The following is a 23,222-nucleotide window of genomic DNA, read 5'->3' as shown; positions in this document are numbered from 1 at the left end:
TGTCGTGCCATGTTAGGGTTTCTTGCCTACCGCCAAAGGCACAACTTTTAATGTTAGAATCAAGGCCAAGATAATAGCAAATCCACACATGATCGAAGGAATACCTGCAATAGTAGAAGGATCGATAATATTAACTGCTGTAGTCGGAATAATAAACGCAAGATATCCGACTGCGAGCGCTAAGAGCGCTGATCGTACCGCTCCTTTTCGACGCAGCGCCCAATATATTGAGTAGGCAACCGCCACCACCAGCCAGCCATAGTAATAAATCGTATATGGAATAACCGACCATGAAGCGATAGAAAATATAACATAGTTGCCAAGACATTGCTGTGCGGTCATGCCATGACCAACAAAAAGGAATAGTATGGCAAACGCTGCGGCGCTCAAATAGCTAATACCAACAAGAATTGGCTGCTTCTTACCGGCAAGCTTCGTTGCAAGGTGAAGTCCAAGAGGAGGCAGTAGTGTAATTGCGACGTATCCTATCCGTGCCCACATAAGACTATCGACGCCCCATGCTCCTTCACAGACATTAAACTCCGCAAGCTGAAAAACGGCCAAACCCACAAGGATGGCTATTGCCAAGCGAGATATGGATGTTAACTTGTGCCGAAATAGTATATAGGCGGCAAAACCTATTTCAAGAAGAAATGTCAGTATCATAATAGGCGGCGAAAAGCAGTACAGCCTATCTGTCTTTATAAAACGCATCGTCAGCTGGCTTCCTTTCCAAGAAAATCCCTCAACGCTTGAAACGGTTTTATCATTTCGTACGTATGCTTATCATCTTCTGGGCCTAACTCGGCACGAGTTTTACCTCCGTAACCTAACGGTTCAAAAATGGTATCCCAACCATATCCATTTTGACCTCGTGGGTGCTTTGCAATAGTTCCCTTTAAGCTCCCTCGAAACGTTTCTATACGCTGGCCATCATAGTACCCGAAAACGCATTCGGCAACAGCCGAGCGGTCAGAAAAGCCATCCAGCATACGACATACGTTTTCGAGTCCATCAGGAGTTTCTACAAAAAATTTAATGAAAGGCCCCGGGAGGCCACCGAGTGCCGTAAAACCAAGCGAGACATCTTCGACCAATACGGGCTTCTGAAGTATGCTGTATGCTTGCTTGACTTTGTGCTCAACAATTTCTTCCAAATGTGTTGACTGTAATTCATCAAGCGACACTTTTTGATGCTCAAGCGAAATGCCCAGCATACTCGCCAGATAATTTGCTTTATCTTGATTGCCAGTAATAAATACAGGGAGGTCATCCATTACGCTCTCCTTCGTCTCGGTCATGCTTTTACTGTAGCATACGTGATATAGTACTCCTATGGAACCCTCGATTGAACGCATCGCCGATCTACAGCAGTTTGTCGCAGACTTTAGTAAGGTAACACGAGTACCCCTGCTTAGTGACACCAATCGGCTTGAGAATGACGTGGATCATAGCTACGGGCTAGCGCTCACCTGCTGGTACCTAGCGCCAAAGATAGCACCCGATCTCAACCTGGAAAAGATCTTCAAATATGCGTTGTCTCACGATATTGTGGAGCTTCATGCTGGCGACACATTCGTTTTTGCCGACACAGCAGAAGTTGCCAGCAAATCCGAACGGGAGGATGCCGCAATTGAGACACTTTACGAAGAATGGCCGGATTTTTCCGAAATGGTCGATTACGCAAAAGGTTACAAAGAAAAGATAGATGAAGAGGCAAAATTTGTAAAAGCAGTCGATAAAATTCTTCCGCTCATTATTATTGAGCAAGGCGAAGGTAGCGACTTTTGGAATCGGCACAAAATTACCCTTGATATGGAACGAAAAAACAAAGTGACTATTCTCGTTTCCGACTACGTTGCGCCGTATTACGACCAAATTATTGTATGGCTTGAAGAGCGCGGTAATATGCACAAACCAAAACTATAGTTATTTCAAAAGTGCCAACAGAGCCTGCTCATCGATGATTTTCGTGCCGTATTTTTTAGCCTTCTCAAGCTTACTAGCACCCACGTTTCCACCAGCTACAAGATAGGTTGTATCCTTTGCAACGGAGGTTTGAAAGGTACCGCCTTGCTGACGAATTTTATCAGCCGCCTCATCGCGCCCCATAGTCTCTAGCGTTCCTGTAACCACAAAGTTTTGACCCACAAGCTTACCGGCTGCCTTTTTATATACCGGATGAACACCAAGATCTTTGAATTTTTCCAAAAGTAGGATATTATCTTCGTCCGCAAACCACCCTAAGATACTTTCTGCAACGACAGTTCCCACGCCTTCAATCGCCTCCAGCTCATCCCCACTTGCATGCTGTAAGCCATCAATCGACTCGAATGTTTTTGCAAGATCGACAGCTGTCTGCGCTCCTACGTGGCGAATACCAAGCCCATAAATAAACTTTTCAAGCTGAGGGTGCTTCTTGTCCTGAATAGCAGAGATAAGCTTCGAGGCCGATATTTCAGCAAAACGATCCAGTGTCAGTAATTGTTCTTTGGTCAGGGAATAAATATCGGCAAGATCAGCAACAAATCCGGCCTCCACCAAAGCCACGACATTCTTTTCACCAAGCGTATCGATATCAAGCGCGCCTTTTGAGGCAAAGTGCTCGAGACCTCGCTTTAATAATAACGGGCCAGACGCGCCTTTGACCCGGTACACCGCCTCACCTTCCGGTCGATCAAACTCTAATTCTGGGTATTGAGCTTTTAGTAAGGCTTCGTAGTTTACGGCGTGGGTCCCTTTTGGTCGAAGCTCTGTAACGACACTCTTTACCTGAGGAATAATATCACCGGCTTTAAAGATAATCACCGTATCTCCAACCCGAACATCAAGCCTGGCTATCTCGTCGGCGTTATGAAGACTGGCATGCTGCACCGTCGTTCCCGCTACCACAACGGGATCAAACACTGCTACCGGGGTTGCCGCCCCAGTGCGGCCAATACTAATGACGATATCTTTTACAATTGTCGTTGCCTGTTCGGCGGCATATTTATAAGCCACAGCGGCACGTGGCTGCTTACCTACAACACCAAGCTCGGCAAACTGCGCGCGGTTGTTTACTTTAATAACAAGACCATCAGTATTGAAGGGCAGGTCTCCACGTTTTTTGTCCCATTCATCGACAAACTTCATTACTCCGTCCAGGTTGTCGAACACACTCGCCTGTTTATTACGAGTAAGTCCGAGTGCTGAGAGAGCTTCGTAGGCAAACATATTCGTCGGAATATCACTTGCTGTATTTCTGATGAGGTCATATGCCCTAAAATGGAGCGGGCGGGCGGCAACAAGCTTTGGATCGAGCTGGCGAATCGTTCCCGCAGCCAAATTACGCGGGTTCGCAAACTCCGGCTCGCCACGTTCAAGGCGTTTTTTATTCAGAGCAGCAAAATCTTTTTTGAGCATGACGATTTCACCGCGAATTTCTGTGCGGCCTTTGAGGAAGGTTTTAAATTGAGGGTCATATCGCAATCGCAGCGGGACGTTGCTGATCGTACGGACATTTGCCGTGACATCTTCTCCGATAAAACTGTCACCACGTGTTACAGCTTGCACTAAAACACCGTCTTGGTAGATAAGCGCACACGCAAGTCCATCCATTTTGATATCTGCAAAAAATTCATGCTGGCGACCAGGAAGCAGTTTGTCCATACGCTGCACCCAAGCCTCAACCTCTTTACGATCAAACACGTCATTGAGGCTGAGCATGCGGCTTGAATGCTGCACTTTTTGGAAACCACCAAGCAACTCACCACCTACGCGTTGCGTTGGGCTGTCTGAAGTAATGAGCTCGGGGTGCTCGGCTTCCAGCTTCTTCAGTTCACCAAACAAACTATCATATACCGCATCGTCAACCGATGGCTTATCGAGCACATGGTATTCATAACTATATCTTGCCAGTAATTCACGAAGTTCTTTTGCGCGTGTTTCAGGCTGGTGATGCATCGTCATCGACTACCTTTCTGTAAAGCAAATACGTATACGAGCTGAGCCAAACTATACTAATTGAAGCAAGGATAAGCAGACAAATAGGCACTAACGGAAACCACTGGATCGCCGGCCACACACTTTTTATCCAGGCATCGAAGAAGATAATTGGAATTATGATGATCGCCCATACGACAATTGTCAGTGCAAATAGCCAAATAAACCGCAGCAAGATGCGAAGGCGACGCCCAATGACTAAATCTCCTGCCGTTTCAATCGCCCGCATAGGGTACATGCCGGGGAGTGTCACAAGGACGAGTGCAAATAATGTGCTCGTTATCCAATAAAGTGAGAGAGCTAGGAGCAGTATTTCAAAAAGCCAGAATATCATTGCCTCGATACCATCATTGATCAAACCGGAGCTCGAGCCCGCCGCAAATGCGATTGCCGCCAAGGCTACCGGAAGCAACTGAATTACACCGACAGCAAATACAAGCGCCGTGGAGACAAGCGGAGCGCTCGAGTTATACAGACCATCACGAAATTTCGGCTTTTTACCGGCTATCATGGCGCGCAGTAACCATATGGTAGTAAGCCACACCATCAATCCCAGAAGAACCGCAACAAATTTCTCTACATCGTTTGGTGCATTATTAAGACTACCGAGTACGCCTGATGCAAGCAATATACCCGCTCTACCCGCTTCCCACCAGTTGCCCTGGAAAAGCTGGTCACCGCTCTCCTTCAAAGTATTACTATAGTCTTCGTAGGCTGTTTGCGAAGCGATGCCGATAATAGCTGCTGTAAGAGCGCCATAAACCACAACGAGCCAGGAGAATGTTTTTTTATGCTTCCAGAGTGTGGCGCGCACTTCATTCGTGAATGCCCAATATCCAGGAATTTTCAATGAACGAGCGTAATCACGTTTATACGTCCGTTTGAAACTGCGGTGCGGCCGACGAAGTTTTAAGTTCTCTAACTTACCGCGCAGCATGACTAGCCACTGTTTTGCCCAATTTTTCCGGGACTCCTTTGCCGCGCTCTTCTCGCCTAATGCCTTTGCTTTTTTATTTTTTTGTACCATCAAAATTTCTCGGCATTGTTACGAAGTCGCACGATACGTTCGTCAAGCGGTGGGTGTGTGCTGAATAACTTACTAAAGAAGCCTGGTTTTAGTGGATCGTTTAAAAATAAATGCGCAGTAGTTGAGCTCTGCTGTTTCATAGGACGTCCATACTCTTTTAACTTCTCTAGGGCTTGTGCGAGCCCTTCTGAATCGCGTGTTGTCATGACACCGCTTGCATCAGCTAAATATTCTCGTTGACGACTGATCGCAAGTTGGATAAGGGTAGCGATAATGGGGGCGAGTATAATCAACACAATGCCTATGACTAAAACTATCGGGTTACTGCTATTGTTATTATCACGGTGGTCCCCAAAAAACATCATACGGAGTGCGATATCCGAAAGAATACCGATCGCGCTTACCAACCCGAAGGCGATCATACTTACCCGAATATCATAGTTACGGACATGGCTAATTTCATGCGCCATCACTGCTTCTAATTCCCGATCATTCATAACTTCAAGAATACCTGTTGTCGCCGCTACAATCGCATGCTTTGGATCGCGCCCAGTTGCAAATGCATTCGGAGCAGGGTCGTCAATAACGTATACTTTCGGCATCGGCATACCTGTCGTAATCGTAAGATTCTCTACAATTCGGTATAGCCGTGGATTGTCCCTTTTTTCTATTTCTTTTGCACCCGTTACAAGTGTTGCTAATTTTGCCGCCAAAAAGTATTGAATTAGTGCATATATTGCAGCCACACCAATAACCCAATAGGCGATAGAATGATTACCGTAGAAGTAGCTGATTGTCCAGCCCACAGCACCAACAAGCCCTATAAAAAGTGCCATGATGATTATCGTGTTTCGCTTGTTGGCTGCTATTGCACTGTACATATAAATAAAAGTCTAAAGAACCGTATTAAAATTTAACTTCAACAGGTTTTTCAACACTGGCCATATCTTCAACTTCAAAGAATTCTCGCTGCTTAAAACCGAGCATACCAGCGAAGAGGTTATTTGGAAATACCTGAATTTTAGTATTTAAATCCCGAACGCCACTGTTATAGAACCGACGTGACGCCTGGATTTTATCTTCCGTATCAACCAGCTCTTGCTGTAGTTGGAGGAAATTCTGGTTGGCTTTAAGATCGGGGTAGCTTTCTGCCACAGCGAACAGGCTTTTTAGAGCACCTTCGAACTCATTTTCGGCCACTGCTGTTTCTTTCACACCTTTTGCATTAAGAGTATTGGCACGGGCTTCGGTTACTTTTTCAAAAACACCTGATTCGTGAGCGGCATACCCCTTTACACTGTTGATAAGGTTTGGAATAAGATCAAGACGGCGCTTCAGCTGAATAGTGATATCGCTCCACGCTTCATCGACACGAATCTTGAGCGTAACGAGCCCGTTGTAGGTCATCCATAAGAACAAACCCAAGAGCACGACCACCCCTAAAATAATCCATACTGCCATCATTTTCGTTATCCCCTTTGCTGTAGCTACATTGATTAGTGACATTATTATATCATCTTCAAGGCCTAAAGACATAGATTATCGGAGTAATGACACCTAAAAACATAGAAAAACTCTCAGGAAAATCCAAAGAGTTTTTCAAATAAATTCTGGTGCGCAGAGCGGGAATCGAACCCGCACGTCTTTTGGACAAGGGATTTTAAGTCCCTCGCGTCTACCAATTCCGCCATCCGCGCATATATGGAGGCACGTACGGGAGTCGAACCCGTCTAAAAGGTTTTGCAGACCTCTGCGTCACCGCTCCGCCAACGCGCCATCTAGGTCATTATACCAAACCTAGAGGAAGGAGCGTATATATTTTACGTAATTATTCTTATATGATATAAAATAGACAGCTTCTTGTACCAAAAAGACGAGGTGATTCTGTTGACCAAGCCCCCTAAAGACACTGGAAGCGGAGGCGCGGGTGTTGTCGTTTGTCTTGTCGTCCTTGGCATTGCCATTGGCCAGTCACATGAGTGGTGGGGAGTCTCCGATTGGGTTTCCAGCGTTTCCCCAAACGAGTGGCATTTCGCTGCTTCAGAAACCGAAGTCAGTGCTGATGGAAGCGCCATCCTAGCGGCCGCGCAAAAGTACGATGGCGAGCGTTATGTCTGGGGCGGCGGGCATCCTCCCGCAAGCTTCAAACCCGGAAGTGGGCTCGACTGTAGCGGGTTGGTAGATCGTGCCGTTTTTGAGGCCACACAGGTCAATGAGAACAATACGGCGGCAAGTTTTCGAAACAGCAAACACTGGACCCAAATCCCATTCACAGAAGCAAAAGCCGGTGACATTATGTATCGGCTGAAGAAACGGAAGAACGATGTCGACCATGTCGTTATCGTAGTAAGCAACGGAGGAGATGGTAAGTTAACCATCTTCGAAGCCGCGACGAGCAAAGGACCTGTCAAGTTACAGGTTCGTCAGCGCGACAACGTTAATTACGGCGAATTCGACGCCGCGCTTCGTTTCACAAAATAAGCCGCCAGAAAGCGCGTGGTATACCGAAGCATCGGGCCGCGTCATCTTGCGGCTCTTTGCTTTTTTAGGTAAGAATATTCACCGCCCGAGCCGTGACAAGCACAACTATGACCAGTGAAACAACCGACTGAATCGTCATTAAAAGTTTGGCCCGGTGAGACAGCGGCAGCGTATCCGTAGGGCTGAATGCCGTCGCATTCGTTACCGACACGTAGATATAGTCAAAGAAGGTCGGGCGCCAATTCGGCTTTAGTGTTGACTGAGGAAATTGAAAATCTGTCTGTGATTTCCTCGTATTATCGAGCTCCCAAAACCATATACCAAACACGATGATATTCGTAAGATAAATACCTACGCTCGAAAGCAATAGTTGATGGCCATCGGTATGAGCATCGTGGGTTAAGTCGTAAATAACCACCGCAAGTGAAACTACATTTACGATTGAAAGCAGTGCAAGAAATATAATCGCCAATATCCGCTGCGTGTTTTGCCTTACAAGCTTCGTGCCTATACAAATAAGTAGGAGCCCCTCAAGCCCTATAAGTACATAGCGAATTTCGGCGTTAAGATAATCAACAAGAAATAATTGCAAAAGCATTATAGCCAACAATGCGATAACGACATGCCATACAGGTTCGTGAAATTGCTTTTGCCGTAAAACTGCTAACCTCATAATTACATTCATAGTACGACTAATCCGACGATAAAACAACGATATCTTGAGGAATTTAAATGGCCTGGCTGCACAATACTACAGCCAGGCCGACCCCCTGGGGTGTTGCTTAACGCAGGCCGAGAAGCGTATTCACTTCATCGACCATTCGCTCCGGACTCGTCACTTTCAGCGCCTGCCAACCACGGCTACGCGCGCCGGCGACACACTTTTCCTGATCATCGAGCAGAAGAATCTTCCCACGCTCGATACCCGGCAGGCCGGCTTCGACGGCGGCGTAGATCTCCGGATCCGGCTTGGCATAGCCGACATAGCAGGAGAGCACGAGCGGGTCGAACATCTGGTATGAACCGTCCGACCGCAAACGCTTGGCCATGGCCGGATTGATGTTCGAAAGTAAGCCCACTCGTCGCCCGGATTCCCGGCACCGGCGAACGAGGTCGTATGCCAGCGGCTCTGGCTTCAGCGATGCGTAAACATCGTCCCACATCGCATCCGTGAGCCTGACCGGCGCGTTGGGATAGCGAAGATTAACTCCTTCCACATATTGAGTGTTGTCGATCCTGCCTCGCTTCAGATCCTCGATGAGATCAGGAACATCGATAGTACCGCCCAGACCCATGGCCCGCGCAGCAGCATTCTCGTTCGCTCCCTTCTCACCTCCCCGAGACAAGACCCCGCCCTGGTCGAAAATAACTGCCTCAACTTCACTAAACATAAAGGTCCCTTTCATTAGGATAGAGCCGCGACAATGGTATTATATAGTAGACAAACTGTCAAACATAATAAATTAACATACCCAATGGTTGCGCACCAAAGCAAAACCCGGTCATTGACCGGGTTTTGCTTTGGTGCGCGAGAGAGGACTTGAACCTCCACGGCCTAAAGCGGCCACCAGCCCCTCAAGCTGACGCGTCTACCAATTCCGCCACTCGCGCATGAGCTAATCTCGTACGATTATAGCTTAGCTACGGTGTTTTGTAAACAGATCGCTGATTAACACTCCAGTCGAGCACGTCCGCATAGCGATCATATGAAGAAACGAGCTGGGTATTCGTATCTAGCGAATGAGTATGTTTATTGAAAGCATACTCGGAAGTCGCCTGGTAAAGTCCAATGGCAGGGGCATCATCAATCCACTGGTGTGCAAATACGACATACTTCACCGCACGAAGTGTTGGCTCCAATCGTGAGCGAGCGCTCGCCAAAGCGTCATCTGCCGCCCTGTTGGTATAGTTCGCAAAATTATAGCCGTTTGCGACCGTTTGCGAAGAGTGCCAGTATGCGTACACATCTGGATCTGCACCAATAAACAATTCATAGAGGAGTACATCATAATCGCGGGTTTGCAAAATCCCCTGTACGAAGTTTATAGAAGGGTCATTAGGGTCGACAACTTTTGTACTCACCCCTATATTTAGCTTGCGCCATTGTCCCGCCAACGTTTCCAGGGCCTTTTCATATTGTCGGTTTTTTGTCGTAATTACATTAAGGGCAAGTTTCTGCTCTCCCTTTTGGCGAATACCATCCTTTACGACCCACCCGCTGGCATCAAGCATAGCCGCCGCTTTAGTCGGATCATATGAGGGAGCTTGCACATCAATGCCGGTTACTTGCCCATTCACAAACGGCAGATCGAGCGCGGGTACTTTCACGCCAAGGCTTTCTCGCACTGCTTTGGTATCGGTTCCTATCTGGAGTGCTTTTCGGAGTTCTTTATCTTTTAGGAGTGGACTTGCGGTATTAAGCAGCGCATACACACCGCTATTGATCGGCTTATTTATAATGTCGTAATTTTGCGTATCAATCTGGGACGTATCAACACCAGTAATATCCGTCGCCGCACCGACCTCACCACTTCTTAGAGCACCTACGATCGCCTCTTGCGTACCGTACGCATGCACCTCAAAGCGGCTTAATAGCGGTGCACCATCGTAGTAGTGATCGTTCGCTACCATGTGTACTACTTTGTGTGAGTCTCCCGCAGACTGAAGTAAGCGGAACGAAAAAGGACCACTACCCGTAGGGGAGCGACTGAACGTATTTTCACGAATTGCCGCAGGCGCCACATCGCTTAAAATGTGCTGAGGCAAGATGGGAAATGTCAGTGCAAACGGAAAAGCTGCATAGGTTGCGGGCAGTTTAAATTCAAGCGTAGAATCATCCTTTGCTGTGACGTTGATATCTCGCCAGTTAATGCGGAGTGGTGATCGAGTTTCGGGATTTTTAATAAGATTTACCGTAAACGCAACATCTTTAGCCGTAAGTGCGGTACCATCTTGCCATTTCGCGTCGGAGCGTAGTTTTACTATGTACGCCGTACCACCTGCTTCCGCCTGAAGCGACGTAGCAAGATCACCATGAAGATGTCCCGTTGAATCATAGGTATAAAGGGAAGAAAACAAAAGCCGGCTTGCGGAAATTTCGGCACTCGACGATGCATACAACGGATTGAGCGTTTCGATAGGCCCTAGTGACCCCTCAGCGTATGTTCCGCCCGGAGCCGCTGCCACGGTTTGATAGCTATCTCTAAACCACATAAATTGGGCGCCAACTGCAAACAACATAACCCCAATCAATAAAAGCCAGCTGATAACCTGGCGACGGACATTACGGATATTATCCAGACGGGTTGTAATAAACCGCTTGGCATGACGCATCGTCGCACCTTCGGCCTTTTTAACTCGTTTTGAAAAACGACGGCTATCAAATGAAAGCTTTTGAAATTGCTTCCATCCTTTTTTATCTTCGTCGTTGCCCACGCCTATAACTCCTATCGAAATGCCGGTAGCAGCAGGCCTGTTAAAATAGACAAGACGAAAATAACTGCAAAAATAATCGTTACTTCAAACAGATTCTTGTCGAGACCACGGCGAGTCGTGTAAAGTTCTCCGGAACTGCCAAACCCTGCTCCCAACGTTGCGCCGCGCTGCTGCAACAAAACGGAAACAACCATTAGAAGCGCGGAAGCGACGGTAATAATTTGCAAAATACTATCAATATTCATATTTTATCTCCCCTGTACCCGAGAATAGTGAAGTTCAAGCGCACTGCTTACTATATAGTTTACCAAACTGAGTACGAGCCCGGTAAGTACTGAATTCCAGAATGTCATATGAAGCCCAGGAGCCAAGATAAGAGACACATAAACCATGAAGCCGTTCACGATAATGGTAAACAGGCCAAGTGTCACGAGAATCGCAGGAAGCGACAAAATGATTATAACCGGCCGTAATACTGCGTTTATCACCGAAAAGATAAGTCCGGCAAAAAGAAATACCCATACACTGGCTGTAAGCTCGGCATCACTATATCCTGTTCCAAATATACGAACAGCCACCCACAAACCAAACGAGTTCAATATCCAACGGAGGACAAAGACAATAAATTGTTTTTTCATACGCTTCCCCTACTATAGCGTAGCAAGGCTCTCGTGTCGAGTTTACTTTGCCACGACATAGTAGTTCATACCGTAGTTGGTGCCCCATTTTTGTCCGTTGGCATCAAACCACGGGAGGCTCCCTACGTCGCAAAGCGCATCGATAGCTGAATTGTTGAGCGGTTCTGTTTCAAGGTGCGTCATAAAGTAGGTGATCGGGGCGCCGTTTTTCGTGCAAGTGGCCTTCATGTAGGCCTGAGCCGGTGTAGACTGCCATGAGCCGCACACACCTCCCGAGTCTGACTTGCACCCTAAAGGATCCATGAAATCACTGGCATTCGAAATCACGCCTGCCTCTTGTAAACACGTCGTAACTGCTTTTGGATACCAACCACCGCCATCTGGTGGGCCAAGACTGATCCAACCGCTACCGTCGCCAAACAATCCGCAGCCGCTTCCTGTGCTCATATAGTTATTTTTCTGGACAGCGTACGCGCCCATGGCTGCCGCCAATTGGCTCATATCGCTCTTGCGCTCATTATCTCTTGATCGTTTTTGGTATCCAGGATAAAGAAGGATCACGATTGACACTAAAATACCAATCACGGCGAGCACCGTAATAATTTCGACAACCGTAAAACCTTTTGAGGGAGCGCGTTTGTTTCCGAATATGCCCATCTATCCGATCCGCTTATAGTTTATTGCTGTCACTATATCATGCGCGTTCGTCACGTGGCAAATAGCGGCGAAGCGTCTGTGCTTTAGCGGCACCAATTGCCGCAGACAGCTCTTCATCGCCTGCCATTTTTACGGCACGAAGGCTCCCAAACGTACGAATAAGTTTGCGCCTAGTTGCCGGCCCAATACCGGGAATCTCTTCCAAATCACTTGCCGTCTGCTTGGCACGTTTGAGCACCGTGTGATAGCTCACCGCAAATCGGTGCGACTCGTCGCGGATACGCTGCAAAAGTTTAACAATATGACTTGCGTGAGGCAGGTTAACCAGAGTAAATTCATCCGTCACTGTCACATATCCTTCGAGCTCCTCAAGCTTCTCTTTATTAAGCGTCACGCCTGATTTTGTATGGTGAATAACGATCTGTTCCTGTTTTTTTGCGATTCCTATAAAAGGAATTGCCTGCTGATCACGCACATCGCGAGCCTGAAGTGCCGCATAAAGCTGACCTTTTCCACCGTCTATAAGCACGAGATTGGGCACGCCCCATGCCTTTAGGTTCTTCTCACTTAGACGCCGAAGAATCGTTTCGTTCATATTGTAGAAGTCATTATTGTGTTCGATTCGGGTTTTAAACTTGCGGTAATTCGCGCGATCACTCACTCCATTGGTAAATACCACCATACTCGCCACCACATTCGTACCGCTCATGTGCGATATATCGTATCCTTCTATGCGGGCGGGAAGAACCTTCAGCCCAAGTAATTCTTTCAGATCGGATAAAGCTTGGTCCTTACTAATATTAAGAAACTCCTTATCGCCAAACATAATACGACGTTGTAGTTCTTTAAGATTATTAAGCCGGTTGCGGTAAATGGCCGCTTGTTCAAAATCATGGAGCTTTGCGGCCGTTTTCATGTCACGCTCAAGCTCTTGTATTAACGTTTTGCGCTCGCCTTTCAGGTAACGGATCAGTTTTTTTAGAGTAGCTTTGTATTCGGTAGAGGTTGTATCAGCCGAAGGGCTCAAGCCAAGATGTACATCAAGATCAGGTCGGCCCAACTTTGGTGGACGTGTAAAGTACGGAAAACTTTTACGTAAATACCGTAATGCCTTTCGCACGGCAAAACCGTTATAGTATGGGCCAAAATAATCCGCTCCATCATCTGCCGGGTTACGTGTAAAACTCACGAAAGGCCACTCGCTCTTCATATCAATTCGCACAAACATCTGCGATTTGTCGTCGCGGAGCAAGATATTATAGCGCGGCATATACCGCTTGACCATCTCGCTTTCCAAAAACAGTGCATCAATCTCACTTTCCGTTTCTATCCAATCGGTCATATCAATTTCAGCAACCAGCGCCTGGGTTTTGAGGTCCATGTCACGTGTTTTTTGAAAATACTGCTTCACACGATTTTTCAAAATGGCAGCCTTACCAACATAAATAATTTCGCCTGTTTTTGCCTTATGAAAATACACCCCAGGATTTCGTGGGAGTGTTTTTAGTTTTGCCTCAAGCTGTTTATTCACCTCATTAGTATACCAGCAGGGCTTGCCGTAAGATAGGAAAGCTGAAACAATATAACAAATGAATAAGGAGAATAAACATGCCAAGTAAAAACACCGAAGAATTTACAGTCAACGGAGAAGAATTAATCGCAAAGGTAAAATCGCTTATTAACGAGGGCAATATTCGTCGCCTTATTATTAAAGATGAGTCAGGCAAAGTATTGGTTGAGTTCCCTCTTACCATCGGTGTTGTCGGAGCACTCTTTGCACCTGTACTTGCCGCCGTTGGAGCAATCGCGGCATTGGTGACGAAATGTACTATCGTGGTTGAACGGCGTGAAGAGTAACCTTAGTTAAATGAGTTACTTAAATTTACGCTGAAGCCGGTCAACCAGACCAATATCACGCCGGTAGTTAACTCAGGGAGCTATGACTTCTGCCGACCGGGCTCTACATTCTTCCGTATGAAAAAGGAGGTCAGGATTTTGTTTACAGAATAAACAGATCAACACAAGACTATTGCAATTCGCAAATGCGCAGTTTTCGTAATTATTGGTGGGTCCGCCACAATGCGTACACTCACCGATCGTCTTTGCATGATCAGAAAAATCAACTTTCATACGATCGTCAAATACATGAAGGCTCCCCTCCCAGAGGCCATCGTCACCATAAGTTTCGCCGTACTTCACGATACCACCATCAATCTGGTAGACTTCTTTAAATCCACGGTTCTTCATAAGCGCGGAGAGAATTTCGCAGCGGATCCCGCCAGTACAATACGTCACAATGGGCTTATCTTTCAGATCGTCATACTTACCACTTTCAAGTTCCTTTATGAAATCGCGGCTTGTTCGTGTATCGGGTACAACCGCATTTTTAAACTTGCCTATACTGGCTTCGTATTGGTTACGTCCGTCGAAAAAGACGACATTATCCCCCCGTTCGTCCACAAGTTTATGAACATCTTTAGGCTTTAAGTGAACACCTCCATTCACCACACCATTCTCATCGACTTCCAGCTCATCAGCAGCATCAAATGCGACGATCTCTTTTTTAGACTTCACGCTCATGCGCGGGAAATCCTCCCGGCTACCTTCGCTCCATTTAAAGACCGTGCCCTTAAAGCCGGCGAACTCTTTTGTCGCCTTGATGTATTTTTTAAGATCCTCAATATCACCACCCACCGTACCGTTCAAACCATGGGGCGAAATCAAAATACGGCCGCGAAGATTAAGGCTGTCGCACAGCGTTTTTTGCCATAACCGCATTATTTCAGTATCAGCAATGGGAGTAAATTTATAATACAAAAGTATTTTTTGAGCCATAAACGTACTATAGTATACCACTTTTTTTGTCATTTTCCGAGCTTATCCAAGACACTTGGCATTTACATTTCAAAAGAGTCGCCGTATACTAAAAATATCGTATGATTCGCGGCACGAATCCTCTCAATTAGGAAACGATCGGACGAGCCGATCCGCTACCAATTATCTAAATTCAAACAAAATTTCATCTAACTAGAGGTTATTTATGCAAAAACAGATCATCGCCCTATTTTGGCGCGGGGCAATGCGGTATCCTTTTCGTACCTGCTTTGCACTCCTCGGCACGGTCCTCACCCCATTCGTGGGGTCGTTTGTCGGTCCCTACATCATTTCCCGCTTACTCGAGCAACTTCAAACAGGAACACTCACACTTGAAGCAGCTTGGCCGCTCATCCTCCTTTACACCATCGTAGAAATCTATGGACAGCTTCTTGGTTGGCGTATTAATCTTTTCTTTACGTGGACCATGGAAACCGCGGCACAGCGTGACCTTTACCGAAAAATATTCACGGCACTCACTCAGCAAAGTCTCACTTTTCATGCGGATCGTTTTGGTGGCGCACTTGTTTCGCAGACGACAAAACTCGTCGGAGCATTCGAACGATTCTGGGATACTATCTTCTTCCAGATAATGCCGTCGCTTACAAGTGTCTTGTCGGCCACCATCATCCTAAGTTTCATCTTTTGGCAGTACGCACTCTTCTTGGCCGGGCTGGCGATTATTTTCGTCATCGCCGTGATAATCGGCTCACGCTATATGTTTGCTCGCACTAAAGCCGAGGCACAGGCCAGCACCGCAACCAACGCTTATGTTGCCGATGCTGTCACAAACGTCATGACCATAAAATCCCATGGCTATGAAACTGAAGAACTTGAAAAGCTGACAGAACGAGCTGAAACGTGGCGCGAAAAATCGCTCGCCATGATGAGTGCTTTTCTAAAAACGAGTAGTATATATTCCTCTATAAATACGCTGCTCAATATTACTGCACTTGTGGCCGCAATTTGGGCGTCAGAGCACCATATCATTTCAATTGGCACCGTGTATTTGGCAGTCACCTATACCTTTACAGTTGCGCGCCAGCTTTGGGAAATGAACAGCATCATGCGTAACTACAACCGTCTTATGGGGGATGCTCACGACATGACCGAAATCTTGCAACTTGTTCCCGATGTTACAGACACTTCCGATACCACGCTTTCTGTCACTAAGGGTGAGATTGTTTTTGACAGGGTCACCTTCACCCATGGAGGCGCACAAGACACTCTCTTTGATAACTTCAACATGAGGATCAAGCCCGGTCAACGCGTCGGACTTGTTGGTCATTCAGGATCAGGTAAAACCACTCTTACTCGCCTGCTCCTACGATTTTCAAATTTGGACAGTGGCGCCATAACTATCGACGGTCAAGATATCGCCAAGATCACCCAGAGCTCGCTGAGAAAAAGCATTGCCTACGTACCGCAAGAGCCGCTGCTCTTCCATCGTTCTTTGCGCGAAAACATCGCGTATGGCAAACCAGATGCAACAGACGAAGAGATACGTAATGCCGCCAAGCAGGCGAACGCCGAGGAGTTCATTGATAAACTTCCCGACGGCCTCGATACAATGGTTGGTGAGCGTGGCGTCAAGCTCAGCGGCGGCCAGCGACAGCGTATTGTGATTGCTCGTGCCATATTAAAAAATGCGCCGATCCTCGTGCTGGATGAAGCAACGTCGGCATTGGATAGCGAGAGCGAAAAACTCATTCAAGAAGCCCTCGCAAAGCTGATGAAGAACAGAACGAGCATCGTCGTTGCACACCGGCTCTCTACCATAGCCAAACTTGATAGGATTCTCGTTTTAGAAAACGGTAAGATTGTTGAGGATGGATCGCACAGCGAGCTTTTGAAACAAAAAGGTACATACGCTAAGTTGTGGTCACATCAGAGCGGCGGATTCATAGAGGAATAATCGTGAAAAAAACAACCCGTAAACCGGCTAACGAAAAAGAAACGCTGAGGATATTCTGGCAGCTCGTTTGGAGTAAGCATCGAAGGCTATTTCTGCTCTCGCTCGTCTTTTTCATTGGCTCGGTTAATATCGTCGTGCTGGTTCCGCTTTTCATTAGCCAGACACTCGCGAATATCGTTACCAATCACGGCGATATTTCCGGAAGTTTTGTTCCTCTTATCATCGCCGCCACGCTGGGCGTTCTAGGTAACTTGATAGGATTCATTAGCACGATCAGGCTTAATGCTCACGGGCAGGCCGATACCGTCGACCTTGCTCTTGAAACCCTCTTGAAGCGTAGCGTTGGCTTTCATACTAATAATATCGGTGGTAAGCTCGTTAATAACGCCCTTGAATACGGTCAGGCCTTCGGCAAACTTATTGATGCTTTTTACATCAATATTATTCCCTTTAGCCTTACCTTAATTATCGGCATTTGTATTGTGTTATTCTACTCACCAGCAATGGGAGCTGCCCTATTTGCTGTGTCAGCAGTAACGATTACGCTTATTTTCATCGATAGCCATCGCCGCTCTGGTCTTCGGGCAGAGCGAAAGCGAGCACAAGACCGCACAATCGCCAATTTATCCGATACAGTCGTCAACGCACAGCCAGTCAAAACCTTTGCCAGGGAAAAAGATGAGCTTGCCGCCCATTTCAAACTAAATGATAATTTGCGGATGCTTCGCCTTAAGGACTGGACAAGTGTGGGTGTTGCCGGTAGCGGACGGATGGCCATACTACTTGGACTTCAGATATGTTTTATCGCATTCATCGCTCATCTCGTTCACGAAAATCCTTTGGTCCTTGGTGTAGGAATTTTCTCATTCGCTTATACCTTATCTCTCACAAACAAGCTCTTTGAAGTCGCTACGATGCTTCGTAACGTCGAAGAAGCTTTCCTCTCTGCTAGCACGATGACTAACATTATCTTGGAGCAGGTTGAGATAAGGGATGCACCGAATGCAAAAGATCTCCGAGTCACAAACGGGTCAATCCACCTGAAGAATGCCAGCTTTGCCTATCAGGATAATCAGACTCACGAGAAGGTGTTCGATTCACTTGATATTTTGATCCCCGCCGGGCAGAAGGTAGGGCTCGTAGGTCCAAGCGGAGGCGGAAAATCAACCCTCACCAGATTATTGCTCAGGTTCGACGACGTTACGGGCGGAAGTATTTCTATAGATGACCAAGATATTCGCACCATCACTCAAACAAGCCTTCGTCATTCAATATCCTATGTCCCTCAAGAACCGTTGCTGTTTCATCGAAGCATCTTTGAAAATATAGCTTACGGAAATTTGAATGCATCACTCAAAGACGTAAAGAAGGCCGCAAAATTGGCATATGCCGACACCTTCATTGAAAAACTACCCCTTAAATACGAAACTATCGTGGGCGAACGCGGGGTAAAACTAAGCGGTGGCCAGCGACAACGAATTGCAATAGCCCGAGCTATTTTAAAAGACGCACCGATCCTTGTCCTCGATGAAGCAACGTCGGCACTGGATAGCGAAAGCGAAGTCTATATTCAAAAAGCTTTGTCTTCACTCATGAAAAACAGAACAACGATCGTGATCGCTCACCGGCTCTCTACCATCCAAAAAATGGATCGGATCCTCGTTTTAAATGAGGGTAAGGTCGTCGAAGACGGAACTCACGACGAACTGCTAAAAAGCCGGGGATTGTACGCGAAACTCTGGAAACACCAGAGCGGCGGCTTTATCGAAGAATAAAATACTCCGCAGGTGCGGAGTATTCTTACTATTTATTCGCGTCAACATTTGATTGCTTAGGTTCGTCTTGTCCTTTGCCACCCGGGCGGGTTTCCTCAGCCTGAGTGTTTTGGTCTGTATCTTCACCATTTTCAGCATCGACAACCGTCTCTTCATCTGCGTCACCGCCAGCTGCTTCGTTGGCCGCTTGAAGGGCAGAGGGTTCGTAAACATTCGCGACTACAAGCTCAGTGTCTTGTTCGGCATCTGCGAACTCGACCCCATCTGAAAGCGTAATGTCGGCAAGCGTCAGCTTGTCATCAGTTGAAGCCAAACCTGTAATGGACAGCTCTATACTCTCCGGGAGATCGGCAGGCTTTGCCTTAATCTCTACCTTTTCTAGAGCCTGAAGCACAACCAATCCAGCTTTTTCCGCTTCGCTTTCACCTGTTCCTATGAGTATAATCGGCACTTCGGTCGTAATAACTTCGTTTTGCTTGATCGTGTGAAATGCCACATGACGCACCGTATGCCTTACCGGATCGCGATCAATGGATTTAATAATTGCAAGTTTTTTCTTGCCGTCTATAACAAGATGGACTGGAGAATGCTTGCCCGCCGACCGCACAACCTTTGTCGTATCAACAAACTGAGATTGCGTTGCAAGTGGCGTCGACTTTCCTCCGTATACAACACTAGGCACAAGGCCCTCGTGGCGTATTTTGTCTACTTTTTTACCCGTTACCGTCCGCTCTGATAATTTCAATGAAATGTCGTTCACTTTGGTCCTCCTATTCGGTACGTTCTTATTATACCATTCCCCTTTCGCATGCTAAAATAAGGCTATGTTTTCCCATTTACTTTCTACCTCAACTCTCTTTAGCGCACTACTTGGAATCGACGTTCAGTCTATCTTATCAAGTATGGGCGTCCTGGGAGTACTCCTTGTTATTTTTGCCGAGTCGGGTCTTCTTATCGGCTTCTTCCTTCCGGGGGATAGCCTTCTTTTTACAGCAGGCTTCTTGGTTAACGTTGGCATCCTGCACTTTAACATTCATGCCCTGGTCGCGCTGCTTTTTGTAGCCGCTGTTCTGGGTGATAGCGTTGGATATACTTTTGGTCGACGAATTGGGCGTCGACTTTTTACCCGCCCAAATTCTCGCCTCTTCAAACAAGAAAATATCCAAAGAGCCGAGGCGTTTTACGAAAAGTACGGTGGAAAAACAATCATCATCGCTCGTTTTATCCCGGTAGTCCGCACTTTCGCACCGATTGTCGCGGGTGTTGGAAAAATGAACTACACTACCTTCCTCGCCTACAACCTCATCGGAGGTATTCTTTGGGCGGGAGGCATTACCTATCTCGGCTACTTCCTCGGGAGCTGGTTTACAAGCTTGGGTCTTGATATCGATCAAGTAATCTTACCTGTAGTGGCGCTCATCATCCTCATTTCAATTGCACCAGCCCTTATTCATTTGCTCAAAGATAAAGAGCAACGCGCAACGTTTTGGGATGCTACCAAGCGAGAACTTGCCGGTTTATTTAAGCGACGATAGCTTTTGCTTTATCTTTTCAAAACCTAATATAACAAAACGCCGATTACACACATTGTTTTGCATATTACTTTGTAAGAAGATCTTCGAGATATTTACCGGTAAATGAGGCCGAGACTTTTACGATTTCTTCCGGCGTACCGGTTGCAACCACGGTGCCACCACCGACACCGCCTTCGGGACCCATATCAATAACGTGGTCGGCCGATTTGATAACATCCAGGTTGTGCTCGATAATAATCATCGTATTGCCGCCTTCAATGAGCTTATGGAGAATACCGAGCAGTCGCTTTACGTCAGCACTATGGAGTCCAGTTGTCGGCTCATCCAAAATATACATTGTTCGCCCCGTACTACGACGAGAAAGTTCAGTTGCCAGCTTTATGCGCTGCGCTTCACCGCCACTAAACGTTGTGGCCGGTTGTCCGAGCCTAATATAGCCAAGCCCCACCTCAACCAACGTTTCGAGCTTACGACCGATTGACGGTACATTTTCAAAGAAAGTTGCCGCCTGTTCAACGGTCATCTCCAAAACATCGCTGATTGTCTTTTCCTTGTATTTAATTTCAAGAGCTTCACGATTATAACGCTTACCATGACAAACATCACAAGTTACATATACATCGGGCAAGAAGTGCATTTCAATCTTAATGACACCATCGCCCTGGCAGTTTTCACAGCGTCCGCCTTTAACGTTGAAACTAAAACGTCCGGCCTTATAGCCACGAATGTTCGCTTCCGGCGTGCCGGCAAAAAGTTCACGAATCGGTGTAAAAACACCCGTGTACGTTGCCGGATTGGAGCGCGGCGTCCGGCCGATTGCCGACTGATCGATCACAATGGCCTTGTCGAGCTGCTTAATGCCTTCGATATTATCATGAGCACCTGGTACAGTCTGTGCACGATGCAATTGTGCCGAGAGTTCTTTGGCTAAGATGTCGTTGACTAGCGTCGATTTGCCACTTCCGCTCACCCCACTCACGACTGTCATAACTCCTAATGGAAATTCAACATCAACGTTTTTAAGATTATTCTCGCGCGCACCTTTCACGATGAGTTTTCGATCTTTTTCCAGTTTGCGTCGTTTCTTAGGAAGTTCAATCTGCTCATTGCCTGAAAGATACCGACCCGTCACACTGTGTTCATTTGCTGCCACTTCGCCAGGCGTACCCGCAGCAATTACTTCACCACCATTAACACCCGCACCAGGTCCAATATCAAGCAGATAGTCTGCTTGACGAATCGTATCTTCATCGTGTTCCACAACGAGTACCGTATTGCCAAGATCACGAAGGCGTTTCAAGGTCGCGATCAAACGATCGTTGTCGCGTTGATGCAATCCAATAGACGGTTCGTCAAGAACATAGAGCACCCCCTGAAGACCAGAGCCAATTTGCGTAGCAAGCCGAATACGCTGCGCTTCGCCGCCAGAAAGTGTGTTTGCCGCACGTGCAAGTTCAAGATAATTAAGACCGACATTGCTCATAAAGCCAAGACGTTCCGTGATCTCCTTCATAATCTGGCGAGCGATAAACTGCTCGTTCTCATCAAGTTTTAGATTATTCTTGAAAAGATCAAGGGCCGAATCAACATCCAGGCTACAAATATCCATAATACTCAGGCCATGCACAGTCACTGCCAATACAACCGGTTTAAGTCGAGCACCGCCACAAGTATGACATTTACGTTCACGCATGAATCGCTCGATATCTTTTCGCATAAATTCGCTATCGGTCTCTTTATGACGACGTTCAAGGTTGGGAATCACTCCTTCGTACGTAGACTCATACGAACGCCCACTGCCAATATCTACCGTATACTTTTGGTTGCCTGTTCCATACAGTACCTTTTCAAGATCATCAGCCCGAAGATCGCGCACGGGGACATGCAAATCGAACCCATGAGCTTGAGCCACCTTAGCTAGTCGCTTCATATACCACGCATCGCTGTTTACCCGATTGTACGGACGAATAGCGCCTTCTGCGATAGTGAGGTTGGGATTGAAAACAAGCTCAGGATCAACTTCAAGGCGACTTCCAAGACCCGTACATACAGGACAGGCTCCTTGCGGCGCATTAAAGCTGAAAAGGCGGGGCTCGAGCTCGGGAATCTCTTCATTAGGGTGATCGACGCAAGCATAGCGTTGGCTATATGTCATGACTTCATTCGTATCTGCGTTTAAAAGCTCAACGACACCATCAGCGATCTCAAGCGCTTGTTCGACAGATTGTGTTACACGGCTAATAACCTCTGGGGCCATCGCAATACGATCAACAACGATTTCAATTGTGTGTTTGTAACTTTTTTGAAGTTCAGGAAATTCATCCAATGCGTACACCACGCCATCAACGCGTGCTCTGGCAAACCCAAGACGTGAATATTGTTCAGGAATATGGGCAAATTCGCCCTTCTTTTCTTTAATAATCGGCGCCAGAATCATCAGCCGTGTACCGGCCTCAATTTTCATAATTTCATCAATGATCGCCTGTGGCGTTCGGCGGGAGACAGGCTTTCCGCAAACTGGACAGTGCGGCACACCTATACGCGCATAGAGAAGACGAAGATAATCATAAATCTCAGTTACCGTTGCTACAGTTGAACGAGGGTTCCGACTCGTTGACTTTTGGTCGATCGAAATAGCAGGGCTTAAACCATCAATCGAATCGACATCCGGCTTATCCATAATTCCAAGAAATTGCCGGGCATAGCTTGAAAGACTCTCTACATATCGGCGCTGTCCTTCTGCATAAATTGTATCAAAAGCAAGAGAAGACTTACCCGACCCTGAAAGTCCCGTAATCACTACGAGTTTGTCACGCGGAATTTCTACGCTCACATCTTTTAGATTGTGCTCACGAGCACCAGTAACACGAATAACCTCTGGCATAACGCCTTATTATATCACGT

At 46.8% G+C, this 23,222-nt stretch carries 22 protein-coding genes and 3 tRNA genes; 6 read left to right on the top strand and 19 right to left on the bottom strand.

Features of this window, described 5'->3' with window-relative positions; translation table 11 throughout:
• Nucleotides 1–12: 12 nt before the first annotated feature.
• Both VFH06_02865 and VFH06_02860 read right to left on the bottom strand, forming a co-directional pair.
• Nucleotides 13–588 (bottom strand): hypothetical protein, encoded by a 576-nt coding sequence (locus tag VFH06_02865; GenBank protein HET6747020.1) that lies wholly within the window; start codon nt 586–588, stop codon nt 13–15.
• Between the two features lie 128 nt (nt 589–716).
• On the bottom strand, nt 717–1,301 hold the full coding sequence (locus tag VFH06_02860) for a non-canonical purine NTP pyrophosphatase (GenBank protein HET6747019.1): 585 nt from the start codon (nt 1,299–1,301) through the stop codon (nt 717–719).
• Between the two features lie 34 nt (nt 1,302–1,335).
• Here VFH06_02860 and VFH06_02855 point away from each other — a divergent pair, with 34 nt between their 5' ends.
• Nucleotides 1,336–1,929, top strand: a complete 594-nt coding sequence (locus VFH06_02855) for an HD domain-containing protein (protein HET6747018.1) — start codon at nt 1,336–1,338, stop codon at nt 1,927–1,929.
• Here VFH06_02855 and ligA read toward each other — a convergent pair whose 3' ends face one another.
• From ligA to VFH06_02825, 6 genes are all read right to left on the bottom strand, one after another.
• Complete coding sequence (ligA, locus tag VFH06_02850) at nt 1,930–3,948, bottom strand: NAD-dependent DNA ligase LigA (protein ID HET6747017.1); 2,019 nt, start codon at nt 3,946–3,948, stop codon at nt 1,930–1,932.
• On the bottom strand, nt 3,926–5,008 hold the full coding sequence (locus tag VFH06_02845; GenBank protein HET6747016.1) for a hypothetical protein: 1,083 nt from the start codon (nt 5,006–5,008) through the stop codon (nt 3,926–3,928). Before VFH06_02845 ends, ligA begins: the two co-directional genes overlap by 23 nt.
• A complete protein-coding gene (locus VFH06_02840) occupies nt 5,008–5,889 on the bottom strand; it encodes a M48 family metalloprotease (GenBank protein ID HET6747015.1) in 882 nt (293 codons plus the stop codon). Before VFH06_02840 ends, VFH06_02845 begins: the two co-directional genes overlap by 1 nt.
• Nucleotides 5,890–5,914: 25 nt before the next feature.
• Nucleotides 5,915–6,514 (bottom strand): LemA family protein, encoded by a 600-nt coding sequence (locus VFH06_02835; GenBank protein ID HET6747014.1) that lies wholly within the window; start codon nt 6,512–6,514, stop codon nt 5,915–5,917.
• A 105-nt stretch (nt 6,515–6,619) separates the two neighbouring features.
• A tRNA-Leu gene (locus VFH06_02830) sits at nt 6,620–6,705 on the bottom strand.
• Nucleotides 6,706–6,710: 5 nt separating this feature from the next.
• A tRNA-Cys gene (locus VFH06_02825) sits at nt 6,711–6,784 on the bottom strand.
• 111 nt (nt 6,785–6,895) lie between these two features.
• Between VFH06_02825 and VFH06_02820 the strand changes: the two genes are divergently transcribed.
• Nucleotides 6,896–7,489 (top strand): NlpC/P60 family protein, encoded by a 594-nt coding sequence (locus VFH06_02820; GenBank protein ID HET6747013.1) that lies wholly within the window; start codon nt 6,896–6,898, stop codon nt 7,487–7,489.
• A gap of 64 nt (nt 7,490–7,553) precedes the next feature.
• On the opposite strand, the gene VFH06_02815 is transcribed toward VFH06_02820, so the two are convergent.
• The 8 genes from VFH06_02815 to VFH06_02780 form a co-directional block, all read right to left on the bottom strand.
• On the bottom strand, nt 7,554–8,162 hold the full coding sequence (locus VFH06_02815; GenBank protein HET6747012.1) for a hypothetical protein: 609 nt from the start codon (nt 8,160–8,162) through the stop codon (nt 7,554–7,556).
• A 109-nt stretch (nt 8,163–8,271) separates the two neighbouring features.
• Nucleotides 8,272–8,880, bottom strand: a complete 609-nt coding sequence (locus VFH06_02810; GenBank protein ID HET6747011.1) for an HAD family hydrolase — start codon at nt 8,878–8,880, stop codon at nt 8,272–8,274.
• A 131-nt stretch (nt 8,881–9,011) separates the two neighbouring features.
• A tRNA-Leu gene (locus tag VFH06_02805) sits at nt 9,012–9,100 on the bottom strand.
• A gap of 30 nt (nt 9,101–9,130) precedes the next feature.
• Entirely contained in the window at nt 9,131–10,924 is a 1,794-nt protein-coding gene (locus VFH06_02800) for a peptide ABC transporter substrate-binding protein (protein ID HET6747010.1), read from the bottom strand.
• Between the two features lie 11 nt (nt 10,925–10,935).
• Nucleotides 10,936–11,169 carry a preprotein translocase subunit SecG gene (gene secG, locus VFH06_02795; GenBank protein ID HET6747009.1) on the bottom strand — a complete coding sequence of 78 codons (234 nt, stop codon included), beginning with the start codon at nt 11,167–11,169 and terminating at the stop codon, nt 10,936–10,938.
• 3 nt (nt 11,170–11,172) lie between these two features.
• Entirely contained in the window at nt 11,173–11,562 is a 390-nt protein-coding gene (locus VFH06_02790) for a phage holin family protein (GenBank protein HET6747008.1), read from the bottom strand.
• Between the two features lie 42 nt (nt 11,563–11,604).
• Nucleotides 11,605–12,219 (bottom strand): prepilin-type N-terminal cleavage/methylation domain-containing protein, encoded by a 615-nt coding sequence (locus tag VFH06_02785; protein ID HET6747007.1) that lies wholly within the window; start codon nt 12,217–12,219, stop codon nt 11,605–11,607.
• 37 nt (nt 12,220–12,256) lie between these two features.
• Nucleotides 12,257–13,750, bottom strand: a complete 1,494-nt coding sequence (locus tag VFH06_02780) for an excinuclease ABC subunit UvrC (protein HET6747006.1) — start codon at nt 13,748–13,750, stop codon at nt 12,257–12,259.
• Nucleotides 13,751–13,827: 77 nt separating this feature from the next.
• Between VFH06_02780 and VFH06_02775 the strand changes: the two genes are divergently transcribed.
• Nucleotides 13,828–14,076, top strand: a complete 249-nt coding sequence (locus VFH06_02775) for a DUF4342 domain-containing protein (GenBank protein ID HET6747005.1) — start codon at nt 13,828–13,830, stop codon at nt 14,074–14,076.
• A gap of 72 nt (nt 14,077–14,148) precedes the next feature.
• Here the strand turns inward: VFH06_02775 and VFH06_02770 are convergent, their stop codons facing one another.
• Nucleotides 14,149–15,054 carry a rhodanese-related sulfurtransferase gene (locus VFH06_02770; GenBank protein ID HET6747004.1) on the bottom strand — a complete coding sequence of 302 codons (906 nt, stop codon included), beginning with the start codon at nt 15,052–15,054 and terminating at the stop codon, nt 14,149–14,151.
• A gap of 205 nt (nt 15,055–15,259) precedes the next feature.
• Here VFH06_02770 and VFH06_02765 point away from each other — a divergent pair, with 205 nt between their 5' ends.
• Entirely contained in the window at nt 15,260–17,008 is a 1,749-nt protein-coding gene (locus tag VFH06_02765; GenBank protein HET6747003.1) for an ABC transporter ATP-binding protein, read from the top strand.
• 2 nt (nt 17,009–17,010) lie between these two features.
• On the top strand, nt 17,011–18,783 hold the full coding sequence (locus tag VFH06_02760) for an ABC transporter ATP-binding protein (GenBank protein ID HET6747002.1): 1,773 nt from the start codon (nt 17,011–17,013) through the stop codon (nt 18,781–18,783).
• Between the two features lie 28 nt (nt 18,784–18,811).
• Here VFH06_02760 and VFH06_02755 read toward each other — a convergent pair whose 3' ends face one another.
• Complete coding sequence (locus tag VFH06_02755; GenBank protein HET6747001.1) at nt 18,812–19,543, bottom strand: 50S ribosomal protein L25; 732 nt, start codon at nt 19,541–19,543, stop codon at nt 18,812–18,814.
• A 64-nt stretch (nt 19,544–19,607) separates the two neighbouring features.
• Here VFH06_02755 and VFH06_02750 point away from each other — a divergent pair, with 64 nt between their 5' ends.
• Complete coding sequence (locus tag VFH06_02750) at nt 19,608–20,318, top strand: VTT domain-containing protein (protein HET6747000.1); 711 nt, start codon at nt 19,608–19,610, stop codon at nt 20,316–20,318.
• Between the two features lie 64 nt (nt 20,319–20,382).
• Here the strand turns inward: VFH06_02750 and uvrA are convergent, their stop codons facing one another.
• Entirely contained in the window at nt 20,383–23,202 is a 2,820-nt protein-coding gene (gene uvrA / locus VFH06_02745; GenBank protein ID HET6746999.1) for an excinuclease ABC subunit UvrA, read from the bottom strand.
• Between the last annotated feature and the right edge of the window lie 20 nt (nt 23,203–23,222).

The organism is Candidatus Saccharimonadales bacterium, assembly GCA_035697325.1.
Classification (GTDB): Bacteria; Patescibacteriota; Saccharimonadia; order Saccharimonadales; family Saccharimonadaceae; genus JALRBM01.
The sequence above is the reverse complement of the archived record's forward strand: the minus strand, read 5'-3'. Positions and strand labels throughout refer to the sequence as shown.